Raw genomic sequence first — 16,906 nt, 5'->3', positions numbered from 1 at the left:
CGCTCGCCAACCCCGACCTGGTCGAGCGCGTACGCACCGGCGCGCCGCTGAACACCCCCGACCCCGCCACCATCTACGGCGGCGGCGCAGCCGGCTACACCGACTACCCCACCCTCACCGCCTGACAAACCCAGTGATACCGGTCCTGGCGGGCCGGTTTGCCCCAATGGCCCCATGGAGGTGCCACGTGTCTGATCACACGGCAGTCGAACTGAGCCCGGAAGCGACCGAGTTCGCGGAATTCTTCGCCGGACTGGCGGCTCCCGAGTCCGAGTTGGATGCGATGCGCATCGTGTCAGAGGGCGTCCATCTCAAGGCCCGGGAGCCGGAAGGCGTCACCTACCGGGAGGTGGACGCGGGTGGCGTTCTGGGAATCTGGTGCGAACCGGTCGATGCCAACACCGACTACGTTCTCCTGCACGGTCACGCCGGGGGGTCCGTTCTGTCGTCGGCGTTCGTCGACCGGAAGCTCGCAGGCCATATCGCCAAGGCCGCCGGGGCCCCTGTACTGGTGCTGGACTTCCGGCGCGCACCGGAACACAAGTACCCGGCTCAGGTGGATGACGCGGAGGCGGCCTTCAACTGGTTGCTCTCCGAAGGGTACGAGCCGGGGAACATCATCACGATCGGCCACTCCATCGGCGGGTTCATCGCCGTCGCCCTGGCGCTTCGCCTCCGCGACAAGAAGCAGCCTCTGCCCGGCGCCATCGTGTCGATTTCCCCTTGGTGCGACCTCGAGATCGCCAACGAGACCATCGCGACCAACGCCGAGACGGACAAGATTCTCAGCAAGGAACTGCTGGCCTTCTTCCGAGATGCCTGGATCGGCGGCACGGGCATCGAGTTCACGGACACCCGGATCAATCTGAACCGGGCGGACCTGAGCGGTCTGCCCCCGACCCTCGTCTCCTGGGGCACGTACGAAGTACTGGCCGGCGAGGACGAGGAGTTCGCCGCCCGCGTCAAGGACGCCGGAATCGACACGGAGACCGTGGTGGTCCCCGGAGGCCAGCACTCGTACGTCTACGGCGCCGGCCGCGTTCCGGAGACCGACGCCGCCATCGCGAAGATCGGCGCGTGGGTCCGGGAGAAGACGAAGATCTGACCGAGCGGTCCGGGCGCGGCCGTTGCAAGATCCGCGCGCCCGCCGGACCGGGACGGTGGACGGACGCCGACATGGCCTGCGGTGGCACGCAGGTCGGCGACGCCCGCGACCTCGTTCCGATCCGGCAGGCGACGGCCGGGACGGACGACCACGACAGCGGCTTCAGCTATGCGCGCGCACCGCCGTGCGCGACCAAGCCCGCCGACTTTCGGGCCGCCGTCCGGGCCGAGGATCCGTCGCGTCCGCTCGACAGCGACGCCGCCGCAGCCGTCGACGGCGTACTCACCGTGCTGCGGGCGGTCGGTGCCAAGGCCGCAGTCCGGCGGGCGTGCCTCCCCGACGACATCGCGACCAACCGCACAGCCGGCCTCCCTGCCCCTGGTCCACGGTGTGTTCAGCTGCGACCGCACCGGCCCTACTCCTGCCTCCCACGCGGCCCTGCAGGCCCGGCTCGCGTCAAGTGGCACGCCGTCGCCAATGTCTCGGCGGTCCGGCGACGGCCATCCCGGTGCGCAGAGGCAGGAGCGGACTGCCTATGGGTCTGCAGGCATGGCCCGAGCGGGGGGTGATCTCACCACCATCGAGTTCGCCGCGCTGCTGGGCCGGGAAGCCGACGGCTTCGCGCCCGCCTCGGGACTTCGTCCAGACGTGACTGCCACCTCGAGAACCAGGAGAACGACGATGCACAGACCGACCCGCAACGTGTCACGCGTACTGACGGATTCCGCGTCCCGGTACCCGGAGCGCGCCGCAATCGTCTTCGGTGACGAACTCATCACATACAGAGCTCTCGACGCCGCGGCCAACCAGGTCGCCAACCTGCTTGTCTCGCGCGGCATCCAGCCGGGGGACAAGGTCGCACTGTCCTGCCCCAACCTGCCCCACTTCACCAGCATCTACTTCGGCATCCTCAAGGCCGGGGCCGCGGTCGTGCCGCTGAACGTGCTGCTGAAGGCCCGTGAGGTCGCCTACCACCTCACCGACTCCGACGCGAAGGCGTACTTCGCCTTCGAGGGCACGCCGGAGCTGCCGATCGGACAGGCCGCGTGGGAGGGATTCCAGGCGAGCGCGGACTGCACCGAGTTCTTCCTGATCGAGAGCGGCGGCGCGCCGTGGGCCGGGGACGGGGCGCCGGAGTCGTACGCCTCGGTCGTGGCCGAGCAGCCCGTGACGTTCCGGACGGTCGGGCGCGACGAGGACGACACCGCGGTGGTCCTCTACACCTCCGGCACGACCGGCCACCCCAAGGGCGCGGAGCTGCGGCACCGCAACGTGTACGACAACGCGCTCGCCGGCACCGACCTGTTCGCCTCCGATCCGGAGCACCCCGACACGTACCTGTGTGTGCTGCCGCTGTTCCATGCCTTCGGCCAGACCGTCATCCAGAACGGCGCCTTCGCCTTCGGCGGCACCATCGTGATGCAGCCGAGGTTCGAGGCGCGCTCAGCTCTGCGTCTCATGCTCGACCACGACGTGACGTTCTTCGCCGGCGTCCCGACGATGTACTGGGGCCTGCTCGCGGCACTCGACGACACGGTCGACGTCGCCCGCCTGGCCGCGAACCTTCGCGTGGCGGCGGCCGGTGGCTCAGCCCTGCCCGCCGAGATCCACAAGCAGTTCGAGGACCGCTTCGGGGTGACGATCCTGGAGGGATACGGACTGTCCGAGACCTCCCCGATCGCGTCCTTCTCACCGTTCGGCGAGGCATCCCGCGTCGGGTCGATCGGCGTGCCGATCCCGGGTGTGGAGATGAAGCTCATCCGCGACGACTGGTCCGAAATCACGGGCGGCGCCGACGAGATCGGGGAGATCGCGATCAAGGGGCACAACGTCATGAAGGGCTACTACAAACGGCCCGAGGCGACGGCCGAGGCGATCCATGGGGGCTGGTTCCGCTCCGGTGACCTTGCCCGCAGGGACGAGGACGGCTTTTACTACATCGTCGACCGGTCCAAGGACATGATCATCCGGGGTGGCTTCAACGTCTACCCGCGCGAGGTCGAGGAAGTGCTCATGGAGCACCCCGCCGTCTCATTGGTCGCGGTCATCGGCGTACCGCACGAGTCCCACGGCCAGGAGGTCAAGGCCGTCGTGGTGAAGAAGGCCGGGAGTGGCACGACCGAGGAGGAGCTCGCCGCCTGGTCGAAGGAGCGGCTCGCAGCGTACAAGTACCCGCGCGTCGTCCAGTTCGTCGACGAACTGCCCTTGACGTCCACCGGCAAGATCCTCAAACGCGAACTCGCCTGAGCACGTCGGCCGCTTCGCGGCTGAGAGGCACTCGCCGACAAGCGCAACGCCCCGGACCGCCGCCCTCGGCAGGCATGACCGCCGGGGCCTGCGGCGACCCGGCCCTGGATCGTGTCCGGTCCCGCGCGGCCGATGCGATCTGAGAGCGGCGGAGTACACGGCACTCAGCTGATGTCTCACCGCCGTCTGGCCCGCGACCGCGAGGCCGATGGCTCACGACCGTCAGGACCGGAGGCGGGCGCCTGTTCCCAGCTGGGCGGTGACGTCACGGGGAGTGAGGGTGGAGTGTTCCGCGGAGCACTCGACGACGACGCGGACCGGGGCGTCGCAGTCGGTGTGGCGGACGTCCAGTACAGGACCCTCGGGGCCGAGGGTGTATGCCTCGCCCCACTGGCTCAGTGCCATCAGGACGGGCCACAGGTCCCAGCCCTTGCGGGTCAGGCGGTATTCGTTGCGGGAGCGGCTGCCGGGCTCCTGGTAGGGGACGGTCTTGAGGATGCCGGCTGCGGTCAGCTTTCGGAGGCGGTCGCTGAGGACGGCCTCGGACAGGCCGATGTGGCGGTGGAAGTCGTCGAAGCGGCGGACGCCGTTGACGGCGTCACGCAGGATCAGCAGCGTCCATTTCTCCCCGATCACGTCGAGCGTGCGCTGGACGGGGCAGTTCTCCGTGCTCGCCTCAAGCCACTCCATTCCGCCATCGTACGGGCCTGGCTTCGCCATTGACAGTCAGGTGAGCAGGAGACTAGCTTCACTTGCAAAAGTCAGATGGCAGTCAGAGGGAAGGTCTCGGTCGTGGGGCGAACACGTACGTACAACTGGGATGATCCCGCGATCCTGGCGGAGGCCGCCGGGCGCATGGCCGGCATCGACTTCCTGCGCGAGCTGCAGGCGGGGCGGCTGCCGGGGCCGCCCATCAACTACACCGTCGACTTCGCCCTGGACGAGGTGGAGCCCGGCAGGGCGGTCTTCTCGCTGACGCCGGGCGAGGAGCACTACAACCCGATCGGCAGCGTGCACGGCGGCATCTTCGCCACCCTGCTCGACTCGGCGGCGGGCTGCGCCGTCCAGTCCACCCTCCCGCAAGGCATGGCGTACACCTCGCTCGACCTGACGGTGAAGTTCCTGCGGCGGATCACGGTGGACACGGGCCGAGTGCGCGCCATCGGCACGGTCGTCAGCAAGGGCCGCCAAACCGCCCTCGCCCAGGCCCAGTTGGTCGACGCCACGGACCGACTCCTCGCCCACGCCACCAGCAGCTGCATGCTCTTCCCGGTACCCGCCCCTCGGGTGTGACTCCGTAGGCAGGGTGCTCGGTGTGTGGGGGCAGCCGGGACGGCATGGAGTGCATCGATATTCCGCTCGGCGGCGGCCCGTTGCCCCTTGGTGGCTCATCGATTTTTTGGATTACGTTCGCAATACCATAGGCTGGCGAAGTCGCTGAAGGGTAACCGGCCTTTCCGGTCGGCGAAGGAGCGTGTGCTGTGGTGCGGTACGGAAAAGAGCACAAGTCGGAGACGAGGCGGCGGATCATCGAGACGGCGGGCCGCCGGTTCAAGCAAGACGGTATCGACGGCTCCGGGGTCTCGACGCTCATGAAGGACGCGGGGCTGACCAATGGGGCCTTCTACGCTCACTTCGAATCCAAAGACGACCTCGTCACCACGGCAATCGCCGAGCAGTTGAAGGTGCAGGCCGAGGACGTCGTCGCGCGGGCTGCGCCCGGCCGTGCCGGACTCGAGCAGATTGTGCGTGGGTACCTGTCGCCCCAGCACCGCGAAAGCCTTGGCGACGGCTGCCCCAATGCCGCTCTGCTCGACGAGATCGGGCGCTGCACCGACACAACCAGGCAGGCGTACACCGACGGCGTGCTGGTCCTCATCGACGGCATTGCCGCCCGCATGGCACCCGAGGACCCGTCCTCCGCACGTGTGAAGGCGCTCAGCCTCCTCGGCCTGATGGCCGGGACGCTGCAGCTTTCACGCGCCTTGACCGACACACAACTCGCCCATGAACTCCTCGATCAGGGGATAAACAACGCCCTCGCCCTGCTCGAAGCCGGGCAGCACATCTGACGCACCACATCCCCAGTCCCAGGCTGTGGCTCCCGGGAGGTGCTTCTATCTGTTCGGTCAAGGGCTGTGGGCTTGGTCAGGCTGTTTGTTCGTGCCCGGGGCGGTAGGGGCTTCGGAGCTTGAGCATGGCGTGCAGGACGTCGACGCGGCGGCGGGTGAGGCAGATGAGGCGGCGTGGTGGCGCTCCCTTTCCGCCAGCTTCCTGTCCGACGGAGTCCTACCAGTCGCACACCCTTCTGTACGGCGCGTCCGGTACGTACGTGTCCCACTCGCTCCTCGTCAGGTTTTCGTTCCCGGCGCGGGCGCAGACGTGGCCGATGAGGCGGGTGGGGTTGATGGTGTTGCGGTGGAGGGCGACGTGGGTGCCGGCGGCGTAGAGGGTGGTGCTGTCGGGGCTGAAGGCGAAAGAGGCGATGGGCTCGCCGGGGGAGGGGAGCGGGCCGCCGAGGGGCTGTTGGGTGGTGGTGTCCCAGAGTTGGATCGTGCCGGCGTCGCCGCCGACGGCGAGGGTGTGGCCGTCGGGGCTGAGTGCGAGGGCGCTGACGGCCTCCGGGGTGTCGCCGAGCGGGGCCGGGAAGACGTTGCGCAGGACACCGGCCCGGCGGCGCAGGTCGCCGTCCCACCATCTGCGGGACGACGTCACCCGGTGCGAGCGGCGGGGCCGACGCTTCGCCGTCAGGGGCGTGGAAGGCGCCGTGGCCGTCGGAGGCGGCGGCAGGGATCGGCCGGGGCGGTGGCGGGGTCGGCAAGGTGCGGACGAGGCGGCCGTTGTCGGTGTCGCGGAGTTCGAAACCGAAGCCGGTGCCCGTGCGTTCGGCGGCGGCGAAGACGCGGCCGTCGGGGCTGAGCAGTACGCCGGCCATGGGCCGGTCGCGCCAGGCGGCGGTGACGGTCGTCGTCAGGTCGAGGGTGTGGGCGGTGCTGCCCTCCAGGTAGCGCAGGGCGGGTGAGCCGGGGTCCCAGGCGAGCCGGCCGTGCAGGTTCTGGTTGTTGAGGGGATGGCGGAGGACGGGGGCGACCGCGGCGGACAGCCGCCACACCCTGATCTCGCCCTCGGAGCCGAACGTTGAGAGGAACTCCCCGTCCCGGCTGAACGACGCGTACAGCACGCCGGGGTCGCGGATTTCGACGACCCGGCCGCCGGTACGGGTGTCCCACACCCGTACCCGGTCCCCGGCGATGAGGGCGAACCGGCCGTCGGCGTCGAACTCCAGTGTCGAGTCGGCGCCGCAGACCCCATGGGCTCGCTGCCAGGCTCCGTGTACGACCTGCCGTCCGCCGGTTTCCCGCACCTGCGGTGCCTGTCCCGCCGGACACACGGCCACCAGCCGGTCGTCCGCGCTCACCGCCACGTTCGCCCTGGTGACCCCTCGCTTTTCGAACAGCACCGCGCCGTCCGCCACAGCCCGCACGCGTACGACGTCCGTGCCGGAGCCGGAGGGCGAGACGGAATCGGAGGCCGCGTGGGGGCCGTCATCAGGTTCGTCCACCACATAGCTGCGCCCGCTCGCCCCGAAAACGATCCCGTCCCGGCCCGGGACCAGTGGCGGGCCGCCCGTCCAGCGCCCAGCCCGCATGTCCCACAGCCGCATGCGCCGATCCGCCCCCGCGATCGCCAGGACCCGGGCGTCCGGGGCGGCGGCCAGGACCTCACCCGAGGGAAGAAGGCCGGAGCCCGTGCTGCGGCGGGTGCCGAGGCTCCAGGTCTGCCAGGTGCTGTCGTCGATGCTGAGGAGGGTGCGGCCGGAGTCGGCGAGGAAGCGCTGTGAGCGGTAGCCGGACGCGGGGTCGCTGAAGGAGTCCGGTTCGGGCTGGGTGAGGGAACCGAGGAGAGCCCGGCGGGTCTCGGGCAGCGGGGCGATGCGCCAGGAGGCGACGCCGAGCAGCAGGGCGGCCCGGGGGTCGGTGGTGCGCAGGCTGTCGGCCACCGCGGCGACGAGGCGAGCGGTGTTCTGCGTGCGCTGTCGCTGGTAGTCGTCGTGCTGCCCCCAGGCGGCGAGGCCCGCGACCAACGCCATTGCGAGGACGGCCGAGAGCGCGCCGGTCAGTCTCCGGGACCGGCGGGTGGAGCGGGCGGCGGCCCGGTGCTCCGCCTCACGGGCGTCGATCGCGGCGGTGAGGAAGTCCCGTTCGGACTGCGTGAGCGCGAGGTCGGAGCGGTGGCTTGGGAAGACCTCTTCGGCGCGCGCCAGCCGGGTGCCCCGGTAGAGGGTGCCGGGGTCGCGGTCGTGTTCCAGCCAGGCGCGGGTGGCCTCGGTGAGCTGCCGGTGGTGGCGCAGCCGTTCACGGTCCTGCTCGACCCAGCCGTACAGCCGGGGCCAGCAGCCGATCAGCGCCTCGTGGGCGAGGCGTACGCCCTCCTCGTCGACGGTCAGGAGCCGGGCATGGGCGAGCCGTTCCACCACCACGTGTATCTCGGGGTCGGACCACTCCAGGAGTTCGGCCTGCGTCAGGGGGCGCCCTGTGTCGACGGTGCCCCGGCCCGGCTCGACCAGCCGCAGCAGCAGTTGCCGGGCGGCGGTGGCCTGTGACGCAGACAGCCGCCCGTACGTCTCCTCGGCGCTCGCCGCGATCGCGCCGTTGAGTCCGCCGGCCGCCTCGCGGCCGTCGTCAGCATGCGGCCCTTGCGGCGCCGCCAGGTCGCCAGCAGCGCGTGCGAGAGCATGGGCAGCGCGCCGGGCCGGTCGCGGTAGTTCTTCGACTGCTCGGCGATGCCGTGATCACGGGTGGGGACAAGGGTGCCGTCCACTATGAGCACGGTGTCCTTGCGGAACCGCTTGCGCTGCTGGAGGGCCAGCGCGGGCCCGAGGTGGTCGATGATGCGGTCGGCCGCCGACTTCGACACCCCGAACAACGGGGCGAGCTGGCGCAGGGTGAGGTTGGTGCGCCAGTACGCGGCGACCAGCAGGACCCGGTCCTCCAGCGGCAGGCTCCAGGGTCGGCCCTTGCGGACCGGGTCCGCGCCCTCGCGCCGCAACGCGGTGATCAGCTTGCCGAACTGACGCGGGCTCAGCCCGGTGAACGGGGCTATCCAGGACGGCTCCGACGCCGTGATCACACGAGACACGACAAGATCATCTCACCCGTGACCAGCGGTTACGGGACAACCCTTTGCTGGCGACGCCTGGCAGCGTGGAACGAGGCCGGCGCTTCGGACCGCGACACCGCACGAGCGACCGGCACAAGAACCAGGAGGAGTTGAACAATGAGGGGCGCCGTCAGCGTGCGCCGACGAGGTCGTCCATACGCCAAGGGGTTCGGCAAACGGCTGGACCGGCTCGTCATCACCCATGCGTACCCGGACCACTTCCAGGACGCAGCGCACTTCGACGCGCCCATTCACGCCCTGGCCGTCGCAGGTGATCAGATGGCGGCGCGGGGCGACCTCAAGGACCCGACCGGCACCCCGGTCCCCGCGGCAGAGGTGGCTCTCAGCTCTCACCCACGCTCACGAGCGCGTACGAGCCCACGCCCCTCAACACCTCCGACCTTTTCTCAAACCCCTGGCGCCCGAGAAGGCACCGCCCTCCTTGGCCACCCGGATGCGGACCGGTGCGACCTCGCCAAGATCGCAGCCAACCTGCGGGTTGCGGTAGCGGGCCGACCATCATTGTCCGTCGAGGTCACCGAGTTCGATAACCGCCTCGATGTCCCGATCCTGGAGGGTTTCGGACAGGGTTGGGTCGGGCTGCCCTTGCGGGTGTCCAAGTCCGAAGTGGTGCGCGAGGACGGCACCGAGGCGTCGTCGACGAATGCGGCGGGTGATGCGAGGACTGGCGGTTGCGGTCTCGGTCACCTGCTCGTCGTCCGGACCTGACCGCTTGCCATCGACCGACGATCCCCGTATGATCTTATGAACGTAAGACATACGAACGTAAGATAAATCCAGGGAGTACGTGATGGCGGCAACTAGGCCGGTGGCGCTCGTGACAGGGGCCTCATCAGGGATCGGCAAGGAGACGGCCCGCGCCCTCGTCGCAGCGGGTTTCGAAGTAATCGGAACCGGCCGGAGAACCTCGGGACTCACCCCGCCCCCCGGGGTGAAGTACCTCGACCTTGACGTGGCGAGCGATGAATCCGCCACCGCCGTGGTCGAGCAGGCGATCGACCGGTTCGGGCGGATCGACGTCCTGGTCAACAACGCCGGTATCGGCTCGGCCGGTGCCGTCGAGGAAAATTCCGTCGCCCTGGCCCAGAGCGTCTTCGACATCAACGTCTTCGGTGTCATGCGTATGACGAAGGCGGTCCTGCCGCACATGCGCGCCCAGGGAGGGGGACGCATCATCAACGTCTCGTCCGTCCTCGGGCTCATCCCCCAGCCCTTCATGGCCCTCTACGTCTCGGCGAAGCACGCGATCGAGGGCTTGTCCGAGTCCCTGGACCACGAGGTCCGCGAGCACGGCGTCCGGGTCCTTCTCATCGAGCCCGGCTACACCAAGACCAGCTTCGACACCAACGCCGCGCAGCCCGACACCCCGCTGCCGCTGTACGCGGAGCGACGGCGCGTCTTCGACGAGATGATCGCGGATGCGATGAAGGAGGGCGACGACCCAGCCGTCGTCGCCAAGGTGATCGTCACGGCAGCCACCGACGAGAAGCCGAAGCTGCGCTACACCGCCGGCCGCCTCGCCTCACGCGTCAGCGCGGCGCGCCGCCTCGTCCCCGCCGGGACGTTCGACAAGCAGGTCCGCAAGACCAACCGGATGCCCTCCTGACATCCCCATCCGGATCAAAGGGTGCCGACGCCATCCCGTCCGGCTTCAAGGGCGCCGGTTCCGCCCGAATGCATCCGCTGTGCCCGACATCACCGGCTTCCCTGATGTCCCTGAAAGTCCATTGATCAGTCACTCGTATGTTTGCCAAGGAGAGTCATGGAGCAGCAACGCCAGCACACGGCCCGGCGCAGTGCATCGAGCGAATGGCGTTTTCTGAAGAGGAACGTCGGAATCGCGTTGGCGGTCACCGCGACGGCGGCCGTCCTGGTCTCGGCGCCGTCCGCGTCCGCAGGGACCGGACCCTCGTACAGCGGATCCGTCGTCACCGACGTACGGACCGCGGCGAGTTTCGACTACGCCGCCGGCGAGATCCCCGAGAACATCACCGCCAACCCCGACGGCTCGGTGACCCTGTCCATGCTCGGCAGCTGCGCGGTGTGCGAGCGCACCCATGGGCCGGAGCTGATGCGTATAGACGCGTCCGGACAGCGCACGGTGCTCGCCACCGGGCAGGTGGGTGAGGCGATCAGCGGCAACGCCCGTGGCAGTGACGGCACCGTCTACTACGCGCTGTGGGCCCCGGGCAACGCGGCCAGGAACGGCGTGTACAAGCTGCTTGCGGACGGTTCCTCGCAGCGCGTCGCCGCTCTGCCCGCCGACTCGGGCCCCAATGGGCTGGCCGTCGACCCGGCCGGACGCACCCTCTACATCGCGGACAGCCTGAAGGGCATCATCTGGTCCGTTCCGGTCTCGGGTGGATCGGTCACCCCGTGGCTGACCGACGACGCTCTCGCGCCGGTGCCGACCGAAGCCCTGCCGATCGGCGCCAACGGGCTCCGGTTCCACAACGGCGCCCTGTGGATCAGTAACTTCAACAAGGGCACCCTGCTGCGGGTACCGATCACCCCCGCCGGCACGGCCGGTCCCATCCGCGTTGTCGCGGGCGGCCTGCCCAACATCGACGATCTCAGCTTCCTGACCCCCTGGTCCGACGTTGTCTTCGCGGCGCAGAACGGCTCCTCCTCGCAGAACGGTCCGGACAGGGTCGTGGTCATCTACCCCAACGGCACCTACAAGCCCGTCCTGACCAGCGCGGACGGTCTCGCCTCACCCTCCGCCACCGCCGTGCGCGGCGACCGGCTGTACATCACCGACGGCGGGGTCCCCGAGCCCCACGACGCGAAACTGCAGACCGCCAGGATCAACTTCCCGGCTCTCCTTGCAGGCACGGCACACTGACCTGACCCGGGCGGCAGCCGGGGCGCAAGCCCTGGCTGCCGCGATGGAGGAACACATCGTGCGGTACACGAAAGAACACAAACAGCAGACAAAGCAGCGGATCATCACGACGGCCGGCCGCCGACTCAAGCGCAACGGCATCGACGGCTCCGGAGTCGCCACGCTCATGAAGGACGCGGGCCTGACCAACGGCACCTTCTACGCCTACTTCGCCTCCAAGGAAGAACTCGTCGCCACCGCGGTCGCCGACCAGATGCGCGCACAGCACGAGAACATCGTCGCGCATGCGGCACCCGGCCGCGCCGGACTCGAACAGATGATTCGCTGGTACTTCTCCACCGAGCAGCGCGACACCATCGAGGACGGCTGCCCCAACGCCGCCCTGCTCGACGAGATCGCACGCTCCACGGCTCCCACCAGGCAGGCGTACACCGACGGCGCGCTGACCCTCATCGACGGCTTCGCCGCCCGACTGGCACCCCACGATCCGCCGTCGGCGCGTCTGAAGTCACTCAGCCTCCTCGGCATGATGGCCGGGACGCTGCAGCTCTCCCGTGCCCTGACCGACCGGCAGCTAGCCGACGAACTCCTCGAACAGGGCATCCGCAACGCCCTGGCACTGCTGGATGCCGAGTAGCACGACTGATCGCTTCAGCCGACGACCTGTTCTCCACGTCGTGCATCCTGCTGGCCAAATGTGGGGTTATGCGGCGAGGGTGAGGTCGAGGCGGGCGAGGTGGCTGGTGCGGGTGTGATCGAGGGGTTGGCCGTTCCACCAGGCATCGAGGCGGATCAGGTTGAGGGCGACAGCGGAGTAGACGTGCTCAAGATGGGTCTTCGCGAGTCCGCGGTAGCGGGCGCGGCGGCTGCCGGTGACCGCGGCGGCTTGGCGGATGGTGCCCTCGACGCCGGCGCGCAGGGCGTACTTCGCCTGCCACGCCTGGTCCTGCTGGGCGGTGTGGTTGGCGTGGATGAGTTCGTGCAGTGGCCGTGGCCGCAGGGTGAGTTGGCGACCCCAGCGGGTGGCGTTGGTGCGTTCTGCTCTGACGGGGCAGGGGCCGCAGTCAGCGACAGCCCGCGCCTGCTGGCCGGCCGGATCACCGCGGAGCTGTACTTCGGTCACGCGGACCAGGACTCCACCAACCCCGCCGAGCAGATCGACCGCCTCGACAAGGCCCTCACCGAGGCCGGCGTCCGCCACCGCGCCGAGGTCTACGCCGGCGCCCACCACGGCTTCACCCAGGCCGACACCGCGATGTACGGCGCCGGGGCGACGCAACGGCACTGGACCGCTCTGCTGGACCTGTTCGGCCGCACCCTGAAGGCCTGAGCGGCCACTCCGGCCGAGGCTGCGGAGGTCGCCGAGCCGGTGGTGGCGAGCCCGACTGCGGTGGACGCCGTCGACAGCGGCACCCTCGCCGACATCTGGCGCACCCAGCCGGGCGCGCCGGATCTACGTTCAGCCGGGCTTGGCACAGCGCCCCGAGGGCCTGAGCCAGCAGGAGGCGCGGCGCCGGTTCTTCCCTGCCTGCTGAACGCGTCGCCTCCGGCGGAGATCGGCGCCGAGGCTCCTGCGCTCCGCCCGACCCAGGGGGCCGAGCCCATGCGCTACCTGACCACCGCTCAGAGAGCTCGCCGTGCGCGAACCCACCCCAACAGCACCACCGAGCACACCGCAGCGAACGCGCACCAGGTCGAGACGAACTCCAGTCGCCACAGCGCCCAGCAGGCCAGGGCGCCCACGGCGACCAGAGCGCCCAGCACCAGCAGTCGGCGGTCGCCGGAGAGCAGGAGGGAGCCCACGGTGGCCACGAGGTAGCCCGCGACGAGCAGAGGCGGGTGGGGAAGATCGAACGCGTAGCCGACCGTGCGGCCGCGGATCCCGGCCACCACCGGGCCGGTGGCAAGGCCGTACGCGAGCATCGTGGCCGTCGCGGCTCCTACGGCGAGCAGGAGGATCAGCCGGGGCCGGGCGGGAGGCGGGGCCGCGCACAGCACGCCCGCCGGCACCCACACCGCCAGCAGGGGCAGGGCGATCACCGCCCAGACGACGGTCGCCGGCCCGCTGCCCCCACCCGAGTCCCAGACCACCGCCTCGACGATCTGGTGGGCCCCGAGCAGCAGCGGCAGCGCGGCGAGCGGAACGTCCCCGCCGCGGCGCACCCGCGTCACACAGGCCACCCCGACGGCAGCGATCCCGGCGCCCGCCGCCAGATCGGCCGTCGCACTCCAGCACATCGCGCCACCATGGGGGTCGATCGTCGGGTGTATCCGTCTCGTCGTGCGCGTCACGCCACGTCTCTACAGCCTGGTCGGTGAACGAGGGGCGGGCAAAGCGGGCAAACCCCGCGGCTGAGGGCAGGGGGTGCCGTCACCGGGCTACACGGGAAGTCTGCGAATCTTGAGATCCCCGCAGGAACAGGAGCCACACCCGATGGCCACCACCGATGTCACGTACGCCGTCACCGGATCCTCCGGCCGCCTGGGCGGGCGCATCGCCCGCCGGCTGGCCGACGCCGGTATCCCGCAGACCCTGCTGGCCCGTACCCCCGAGCGGGCCCCCGACCTGCCCGGCGCCACCGTCGTCCCCGGCGCGTACGGCGACCACGACGCCGTCGTACGGGGGCTGCGCGGCATCGACCGGGTCCTGATGGTCTCCGCGTCCGAGTCGCCCGACCGGGTGGAGCAGCACCGCGCGTTCATCGACGCCGCCGCCGAAGCCGGCGTAGGGCACCTGGTGTACATCTCCTTCTACGGGGCGGCCCCCGAGGCGACCTTCACCCTGGCCCGCGACCACTGGCACACCGAGCAGCACATCCGCTCGAGCGGCCTGCGGTACACCTTCCTGCGGGACAACCTCTACGCCGACTTCATGCCCGCCCTCGTCGGCGAGGACGGCGTCATCCGCGGCCCCGCCGGCGCCGGTCGCGCCGCCGTCGTGGCCCAGGACGACATCGCCGAAGCCGTCACCGCCGTCCTCACCCACGCCGACGAACATGTGGGCGCCGACTACGATCTCACGGGGCCTCAGGCCCTCAGCCTCGCCGATGTCGCCGCCGTACTGAGCGAAGTGACCGGCCGCACCATCACCTACCACCCCGAGACAGTCGAGGAGGCCTACCGCTCCCGCGCCTCCTACGGCGCCCCCGACTGGCAGCTCGACGCCTGGGTGTCCACCTACACCGCCATGGCCGCGGGCGAACTCGAAGGCGTCACCGACGCCATCCACCGCCTCACCGGCCACCCCGCGACGTCCCTCGCCGACACCGTCCGCGCGTTGTAAGGGCACCCCTGGCTCATCAGGTCAATCGTCCCGGACTCTTGACTCGGAATGCGTCCGTGGTCATCCTCGTCGCATATCTTGCGCAGGTCATGTCAATCCAGTGGGGGAGTGGGGAGATCCTCGGGCCCCGCCTGTCTGGTGCGTCGACCGCGCGATCCCGCCGACCGAGGGACGTGGGCAGTGACCATGACCGGACGCCCGTACCGCCGACGCAAAAACGTCACCGTTGTGTCGCTGCTCCTCCTGGTGCTGGCCATGGCCCTCGGCCCCACGCCGAGTTCCGCGGCCGGCACCGACTGGTGGACTCCGTCCGCACGCCCCGCGCCGGACTCCCGGATCAACGTCACCGGTGAACCGTTCAAGGGCACCAACTCCGCGGGCGAGGTGCGCGGGTTCGTCGACGCGCACAACCACGTCATGTCCAACGAGGCCTTCGGCGGCCGGCTCATCTGCGGCAAGCCCTTCTCCGCGGCCGGCGTCACCGATGCGCTGAAGGACTGTCCCGAGCACTACCCCGACGGCACGCTCGCGATCTTCGACTACATCACGCACGGCGGTGACGGGCGGCACGACCCGGTCGGCTGGCCGACGTTCAAGGACTGGCCGGCGTACGACTCGATGACCCATCAGGCGAACTACTACGCCTGGCTCGAGCGCGCCTGGCGCGGCGGCCAGCGGGTGCTCGTCAACGACCTCGTCACCAACGGCGTGATCTGCTCGGTCTACTTCTTCAAGGACCGCGGCTGCGACGAGATGACCTCGATCCGGCTGCAGGCCAAGCTGACATACGACATGCAGGACTTCATCGACACGATGTACGGCGGCGCGGGCAAGGGCTGGTTCCGGATCGTCACGGACAGCGCGCAGGCCCGCACGGTCATCCAGCAGGGCAAGCTGGCCGTCATCCTGGGCGTCGAGACCTCCGAGCCGTTCGGCTGCAAGCAGATCCTGGACGTCCCGCAGTGCAGCAAGGCCGACATCGACAAGGGCCTCGACGAGCTGTACGACCTCGGCGTGCGGAGCATGTTCCTCTGCCACAAGTTCGACAACGCGCTGTGCGGGGTCCGTTTCGACGAGCACGGGCTCGGTACGGCCATCAACGTCGGCCAGTTCCTGTCGACCGGCACCTTCTGGCAGACGGAGAAGTGCACCGGCCCGCAGAAGGACAACCCGATCGGCCAGGCGGAGGCATCCGAGGCCGAGGCGGACCTGCCGGAGGGCACCGAGGTCCCGGAGTACGACGAGAACGCACAGTGCAACGTCCGCGGTCTCACCGGTCTCGGCGAGTACGCCCTGCGCGGCATGATGAAGCGCAAGATGATGGTCGAGATCGACCACATGAGCGTCAAGGCCACCGGCCGGGTCCTCGACATCTTCGAGGCCGGGTCCTACCCCGGCGTCCTGTCCTCGCACAGCTGGATGGACCTGAACTGGACCGAGCGGGTCTACTCCCTCGGCGGCTTCGTCGCCCAGTACATGCACGGCTCCGAGGAGTTCAGCGCGGAGGCCGAGCGCACGGACGCCCTGCGCGAGAAGTACGGCGTGGGATACGGCTACGGCACCGACTTCAACGGCATCGGCGAACACCCCGCCCCGCGCGGCGCGAACACCTCGAAGCCCGTGACGTACCCCTTCAAGAGTGCCGACGGCACCGCGACCATCGACAGGCAGACCACGGGTGAGCGCACGTGGGACTACAACACCGACGGCGCCGCCCACGCCGGCATGATCCCGGACTGGATCGAGGACATCCGCCTCGTCGGCGGCCAGGGCGTCGTGGACGACCTCCTGCGGGGCGCCGAGTCCTACCTCGACACCTGGGGCGGCACCGAGCAGCACCAGGCCGGCGTCAACCTTGCCAAGAACGCCCCGGCCACGGCCAGTTCGGCGGAGTCGAACCCGTTCACGAGCTACGCCCCGGGCCGCGCCGTGGACGGCGACACCGGCACCCGCTGGGCCAGCGACTGGAACGACGACCAGTGGCTGCGCATCGACCTGGGCGCCACACACCGGGTCGGCCGGGTCACCCTCGACTGGGAACGCGCGTACGGGAAGTCGTACCGCATCGACCTCTCCACCGACGGCGTGACCTGGCAGACCGCCTGGTCCACGACGGCCGGCGACGGCGGCCTGGACACGGCACGCTTCACCGGCACACCCGCCCGCTACGTCCGCGTCCAGGGCGTGGCCCGCGGCACCGACTGGGGATACTCGCTCCACGAGGTGGGCGTCCACAGCAGCTGAC

General features: G+C 69.8%; 14 protein-coding genes and 4 pseudogenes. 12 read left to right on the top strand and 6 right to left on the bottom strand.

Annotation, left to right across the window (positions count from 1 at the left end):
- The 3 genes and pseudogenes from AQJ91_RS53130 to AQJ91_RS46105 form a co-directional block, all read left to right on the top strand.
- Positions 1-125, top strand: a pseudogene (locus AQJ91_RS53130) (alkene reductase); the annotation flags it as partial.
- Between the two features lie 62 nt (positions 126-187).
- A complete protein-coding gene (locus AQJ91_RS46110) occupies positions 188-1,105 on the top strand; it encodes an alpha/beta hydrolase (RefSeq protein WP_234383439.1) in 918 nt (305 codons plus the stop codon).
- Between the two features lie 681 nt (positions 1,106-1,786).
- Positions 1,787-3,352 (top strand): long-chain-fatty-acid--CoA ligase, encoded by a 1,566-nt coding sequence (locus AQJ91_RS46105; protein ID WP_067035639.1) that lies wholly within the window; start codon positions 1,787-1,789, stop codon positions 3,350-3,352.
- 222 nt (positions 3,353-3,574) lie between these two features.
- Here the strand turns inward: AQJ91_RS46105 and AQJ91_RS46100 are convergent, their stop codons facing one another.
- Positions 3,575-4,042, bottom strand: a complete 468-nt coding sequence (locus AQJ91_RS46100; protein WP_067035635.1) for a winged helix-turn-helix transcriptional regulator — start codon at positions 4,040-4,042, stop codon at positions 3,575-3,577.
- A gap of 102 nt (positions 4,043-4,144) precedes the next feature.
- On the opposite strand from AQJ91_RS46100, the gene AQJ91_RS46095 reads away from it, so the two are divergent.
- Entirely contained in the window at positions 4,145-4,645 is a 501-nt protein-coding gene (locus tag AQJ91_RS46095; protein WP_067035657.1) for a PaaI family thioesterase, read from the top strand.
- Positions 4,646-4,833: 188 nt separating this feature from the next.
- Positions 4,834-5,424, top strand: coding sequence for a TetR/AcrR family transcriptional regulator (locus AQJ91_RS46090; RefSeq protein ID WP_067035632.1), 591 nt, complete (start codon positions 4,834-4,836; stop codon positions 5,422-5,424).
- A 217-nt stretch (positions 5,425-5,641) separates the two neighbouring features.
- On the opposite strand, the gene AQJ91_RS57995 is transcribed toward AQJ91_RS46090, so the two are convergent.
- From AQJ91_RS57995 to AQJ91_RS46080, 3 genes and pseudogenes are all read right to left on the bottom strand, one after another.
- On the bottom strand, positions 5,642-6,067 hold the full coding sequence (locus AQJ91_RS57995) for a WD40 repeat domain-containing protein (protein ID WP_324618061.1): 426 nt from the start codon (positions 6,065-6,067) through the stop codon (positions 5,642-5,644).
- A 1,633-nt stretch (positions 6,068-7,700) separates the two neighbouring features.
- Positions 7,701-7,964 (bottom strand): annotated as a pseudogene (locus AQJ91_RS57990) (nSTAND1 domain-containing NTPase); the annotation flags it as partial.
- Between the two features lie 146 nt (positions 7,965-8,110).
- Positions 8,111-8,491 (bottom strand): annotated as a pseudogene (locus tag AQJ91_RS46080) (helix-turn-helix domain-containing protein); the annotation flags it as partial.
- A gap of 138 nt (positions 8,492-8,629) precedes the next feature.
- Between AQJ91_RS46080 and AQJ91_RS54975 the strand changes: the two are divergent.
- The 4 genes from AQJ91_RS54975 (at position 8,630) to AQJ91_RS46060 (ending at position 12,015) form a co-directional block, all read left to right on the top strand.
- The gene (locus tag AQJ91_RS54975; protein WP_199848205.1) at positions 8,630-9,241 is read left to right on the top strand and encodes a hypothetical protein; all 612 of its coding nucleotides are present in this window, start codon (positions 8,630-8,632) and stop codon (positions 9,239-9,241) included.
- An 82-nt stretch (positions 9,242-9,323) separates the two neighbouring features.
- Positions 9,324-10,139, top strand: coding sequence for an oxidoreductase (locus AQJ91_RS46070; protein ID WP_079085709.1), 816 nt, complete (start codon positions 9,324-9,326; stop codon positions 10,137-10,139).
- A 156-nt stretch (positions 10,140-10,295) separates the two neighbouring features.
- Positions 10,296-11,378 carry an SMP-30/gluconolactonase/LRE family protein gene (locus tag AQJ91_RS46065; protein WP_234383437.1) on the top strand — a complete coding sequence of 361 codons (1,083 nt, stop codon included), beginning with the start codon at positions 10,296-10,298 and terminating at the stop codon, positions 11,376-11,378.
- A 55-nt stretch (positions 11,379-11,433) separates the two neighbouring features.
- Positions 11,434-12,015: a TetR/AcrR family transcriptional regulator gene (locus tag AQJ91_RS46060; protein ID WP_067035647.1), complete on the top strand. Its 582-nt coding sequence runs from the start codon at positions 11,434-11,436 to the stop codon at positions 12,013-12,015.
- A gap of 66 nt (positions 12,016-12,081) precedes the next feature.
- Here the strand turns inward: AQJ91_RS46060 and AQJ91_RS57030 are convergent, their stop codons facing one another.
- Positions 12,082-12,501 (bottom strand): transposase, encoded by a 420-nt coding sequence (locus AQJ91_RS57030; protein ID WP_234383436.1) that lies wholly within the window; start codon positions 12,499-12,501, stop codon positions 12,082-12,084.
- Here AQJ91_RS57030 and AQJ91_RS57025 point away from each other — a divergent pair.
- A pseudogene (locus AQJ91_RS57025) lies at positions 12,448-12,708 on the top strand (dienelactone hydrolase family protein); the annotation flags it as partial. The gene AQJ91_RS57030 and the pseudogene AQJ91_RS57025 overlap by 54 nt on opposite strands.
- 293 nt (positions 12,709-13,001) lie before the next feature.
- Here AQJ91_RS57025 and AQJ91_RS46050 read toward each other — a convergent pair.
- Positions 13,002-13,616 carry a DUF6629 family protein gene (locus AQJ91_RS46050; protein ID WP_067035623.1) on the bottom strand — a complete coding sequence of 205 codons (615 nt, stop codon included), beginning with the start codon at positions 13,614-13,616 and terminating at the stop codon, positions 13,002-13,004.
- A 196-nt stretch (positions 13,617-13,812) separates the two neighbouring features.
- Here AQJ91_RS46050 and AQJ91_RS46045 point away from each other — a divergent pair, with 196 nt between their 5' ends.
- Together AQJ91_RS46045 and AQJ91_RS46040 are read left to right on the top strand one after the other, a co-directional pair.
- On the top strand, positions 13,813-14,661 hold the full coding sequence (locus AQJ91_RS46045) for an SDR family oxidoreductase (RefSeq protein ID WP_067035620.1): 849 nt from the start codon (positions 13,813-13,815) through the stop codon (positions 14,659-14,661).
- Between the two features lie 186 nt (positions 14,662-14,847).
- Positions 14,848-16,905, top strand: a complete 2,058-nt coding sequence (locus tag AQJ91_RS46040) for a galactose-binding domain-containing protein (RefSeq protein ID WP_067035644.1) — start codon at positions 14,848-14,850, stop codon at positions 16,903-16,905.
- Position 16,906: the final 1 nt, after the last annotated feature.

The organism is Streptomyces dysideae, from assembly GCF_001514305.1.
GTDB lineage: Bacteria > Actinomycetota > Actinomycetes > Streptomycetales > Streptomycetaceae > Streptomyces > Streptomyces dysideae.
This window is presented reverse-complemented; position numbering and strand designations above follow the sequence as displayed.